Raw genomic sequence first — 4,398 nt, 5'->3', positions numbered from 1 at the left:
AGCGGCAACTTTATCGTCTGGTTCAATATTAATGATGTTTTGAATTGCTCTTCCTTTACTTGCTTTTGTTCCTTCAGGAATTTCATACACACGCATCCAGAAACATTTTCCTTTTTGAGTAAAGAACAATAAATATTGATGATTTGTAGCTACAAATAAATGCTCTAAGAAATCTTGATCTCTTGTTCCTGCAGATTTCTGACCTACTCCACCTCTATTTTGAGTTTTGTATTCTGATAATGAAGTACGTTTGATGTAACCTGCGTGCGAAATAGTAACAACTACATTTTCATCGGCAATTAAATCTTCAATACTTACATCACCGCCAGAATATTCAATTAAGGAACGACGTTCATCTCCGTATTTCTCTTTTATTTCAGCTAACTCATCTTTAATGACTTGCATTCTTAATTCTTTACTAGCTAATAATTCTTTCAAGCTAGTAATTAACTTCATAATTTCATCATATTCCGCTCTTAACTTATCTTGCTCTAAACCAGTAAGTTGACGTAGTCTCATTTCAACAATTGCTCGAGCTTGTAATTCCGATAATTTAAATCGTTCAATTAATCTTGCTCTTGCTTCTTCTCCGTCTTTTGAACCTCTAATAATTTTAATTACCTCATCAATATTATCTGATGCAATAATTAAACCTTCTAAAATATGCGCTCTTTCTTCTGCTTTTCTTAAATCGTATTGTGCACGTCTAACAACAACTTCGTGACGGTGTTCTACGAAATAATGAATTAAATCTTTAAGATTTAACATTTGCGGTCTTCCGTTAACCAATGCAATATTATTAACACTGAAAGAAGATTGCAATTGTGTAAATTTATAAAGCGTATTTAAAACCACATTCGGAACGGCATCACGTTTTAATTCATAAACAATACGCATACCAGTTCTATCCGATTCATCACGAATAGTAGAAATTCCTTCAATTTTTTTCTCGTTTACCAAATCAGCCGTTTTCTTAATCATATCGGCTTTGTTCACTTGATACGGAATCTCAGTAACAATAATTGATTCTTTACCATTTACTTCTTCAAACATAGTTTTTGCACGCATAACAATACGTCCTCTACCAGTTTTAAAAGCTTCTTTTACCCCTTCGTAACCATAAATAGTTCCTCCGGTAGGAAAATCTGGTGCTTTAATATATTTTATTAATTCATCAATTTCAATATCATTATTATCAATGTAAGCTAATGTTCCGTCAATTACTTCTGACAAATTGTGTGGCGCCATATTCGTAGCCATACCTACTGCAATTCCTGAAGCACCGTTTATTAATAACGTAGGTACTTTTGTAGGTAACACTTTAGGTTCTTCTAAAGTATCATCAAAATTCAACTGAAAGTCAACCGTTTCTTTGTCAATATCCGCTAACATTTCTTCAGATATTTTTCTCATTCTGGCTTCGGTGTAACGCATTGCTGCAGGACTATCACCATCAACAGAACCAAAGTTACCTTGTCCGTCAACCATCAAATAACGTAAACTCCATTCTTGCGCCATACGAACCATAGCATCATATACTGAAGTATCACCGTGTGGGTGGTATTTACCCAAAACTTCTCCAACAATTCTGGCAGACTTTTTATGGGCTCTATTAGAAAAAACTCCTAATTCATACATACCAAATAATACTCTTCTGTGAACTGGTTTTAAACCGTCTCTTACATCTGGTAACGCTCTTGATACAATAACCGACATCGAATAATCGATGTAGGCTGACTTCATTTCATCTTCAATATTAATAGGTATTAACTTTTCTCCGTCAGTCATAGGTATTTATTTAATTTTTACTGATTTTTTTTAACGTGCCAATATACGATTTTTTGCGTTTTTTGAAACTAAAATTTCCAACAAAATAGAAATACTTATCAACAAAAATTGAAGAAAATTTTAACAAATAAATAGCTAATTTACTTTTATTTCTCGTTTTTTTTTTGTCAATTAGCAGTATGCATAGTACCTATGAAAAATTCATAGTATTTGCTCACGTTTTTAAATAGTTAAAAGATTTTATGGAAGATAATTTTTCACCAAGAGTTAAAGATGTAATACAGTTCAGTAAAGAAGAGGCCTTACGTTTAGGGCACGATTTTATTGGTACTGAGCATTTAATTTTAGGAATGTTACGAGACGGAAATGGAAGTGCAATTGATATTTTAAACCTTTTAAATATTAACTTTGATTTGCTACGAAAAAAAGTAGAAATATTAAGTCCTGCGAACCCGAATGGACTGTCAACAAACGATAAAAAAAACTTACACTTAACGCGCCAAGCAGAAAGAGCATTAAAATATACGTTTTTAGAAGCAAAAGTTTTCAATACTACCTCCATAAGTACCGCTTTGTTGTTGTTATGTATGTTAAAAAACGAAAACGATCCAACAACAAAACTTTTAAACAAGTTGAAAATTAATTATGACAATGTAAAAGATATATATATGAGCCTGAATTCTAACGAAAATGAAGATATTTTTAAAGATACGCCAAGAGCTGAAAATTTCGATTCTGGAGAAGAAAATTACAAAGAAGATATGCCAAATCCAATAAGCAATAGCGGAAATAAAACTACGAAAAAATCAAAAACACCTGTTTTAGATAATTTCGGAAGAGATTTAACTGAAATGGCTGAAGATGGAAAATTGGACCCAGTAGTAGGACGCGAAAAAGAAATTGAACGTGTATCGCAAATTTTAAGCAGAAGAAAGAAAAACAACCCACTTTTAATCGGAGAACCAGGTGTTGGAAAATCAGCTATTGCTGAAGGTTTAGCGATTATGATTGTGAAGAAAAAAGTCTCTCGTATATTGTTTAACAAACGTGTAGTAACGTTAGATTTGGCTTCGTTAGTTGCCGGAACAAAATACCGTGGGCAGTTCGAAGAACGTATGAAGGCTGTAATGAATGAGCTGGAAAAAAACGATGATATTATTTTATTTATAGATGAAATTCATACTATTGTTGGAGCTGGTGGCGCTACAGGTTCGCTTGATGCCAGTAATATGTTCAAACCTGCTTTAGCAAGAGGAGAAATCCAATGTGTGGGTGCCACAACTTTAGATGAGTATAGACAATATATTGAAAAAGATGGCGCTTTAGAACGACGCTTTCAAAAAGTAATTGTAGAGCCAACTACGATTGATGAAACTATCCTGATTTTAAATAATATCAAAGGAAAATATGAAGACCATCATAACGTAATTTATACACCCGAAGCTATAGAAGCTTGTGTAAAACTTACGAGTCGCTATATGACGGACCGATTTTTACCCGACAAAGCTATTGATGCTTTAGATGAAGCGGGTTCTCGTGTGCACATTACAAATATTGAAGTGCCAAAACAAATTTTAGAACTGGAAAAACAATTAGAAGAAGTTCGCGAATTGAAAAATTCAGTGGTTAAAAAACAAAAATTTGAAGAAGCTGCCAAATTACGTGATGACGAAAAGAAAATTGAAAAAGACTTAGCCATTGCGCAAGAAAAATGGGAAGAAGACGCTAAATCAAATCGTGTTGAAGTAACTGAAGACAATGTTGCTGATGTCGTTTCAATGATGACTGGAATACCTGTAAACCGAATAGCGCAAACAGAAACCAATAAACTGGCTAAATTACCGGAACTGATAAAAGGAAAAGTAATTGGACAAGACGAAGCGGTACAAAAAATTGCTAAGTCTATACAAAGAAATAGAGCAGGTTTAAAAGATCCTAACAAACCAATTGGTTCATTTATATTTTTAGGTTCTACAGGTGTCGGAAAAACACAATTAGCAAAAGTATTAGCGAAAGAATTATTTGATTCTGAAGAGGCATTAGTACGAATCGATATGAGTGAATATATGGAGAAATTCGCTATTTCACGTTTAGTTGGAGCGCCTCCAGGCTATGTTGGCTATGAGGAAGGTGGTCAATTAACGGAAAAAATTAGAAGAAAACCTTACGCAGTTGTTTTATTAGACGAAATAGAAAAAGCACATCCAGATGTTTTTAATATGATGCTTCAGGTCTTAGACGATGGTTTTTTAACGGACAGTTTGGGTAGAAAAATCGATTTTAGAAATACAATAATTATTATGACTTCTAATATTGGAGCCCGTCAATTAAAAGACTTTGGACAAGGTGTTGGTTTTGGAACTGCCGCAAAAACAGCTCAAGCAGATGATTACAACAAATCAGTAATTGAAAACGCTTTGAAAAAAGCATTTGCACCTGAATTTTTAAACCGAATTGATGATGTAATTGTATTTAATAGTTTAGAAAAACACGATATTGATAAAATTATTGATATTGAAATGGAAAAACTTATTTTACGTATTAAAGATTTAGGATATACGTTTACCATTTCTGAAAAAGCAAAAGATTTTATTGCTGAAAAAGGTTTTG

2 protein-coding genes are annotated in these 4,398 nt (G+C 33.1%); one reads left to right on the top strand and one right to left on the bottom strand.

Annotated features, from left to right (window positions below; translation table 11 throughout):
- The coding region (gyrA, locus tag ACIQ11_RS09025) for a DNA gyrase subunit A (RefSeq protein ID WP_396154308.1) at positions 1-1,788 on the bottom strand (1,788 nt) is incomplete at its 3' end.
- A gap of 242 nt (positions 1,789-2,030) precedes the next feature.
- On the opposite strand from gyrA, the gene ACIQ11_RS09020 reads away from it, so the two are divergent.
- Positions 2,031-4,398 (top strand): ATP-dependent Clp protease ATP-binding subunit (locus tag ACIQ11_RS09020; protein WP_396154307.1); only part of this gene is annotated, 2,368 nt, incomplete at its 3' end.

The organism is Flavobacterium sp. (assembly GCF_044361065.1).
Taxonomy (GTDB): domain Bacteria; phylum Bacteroidota; class Bacteroidia; order Flavobacteriales; family Flavobacteriaceae; genus Flavobacterium.
This window is presented reverse-complemented; position numbering and strand designations above follow the sequence as displayed.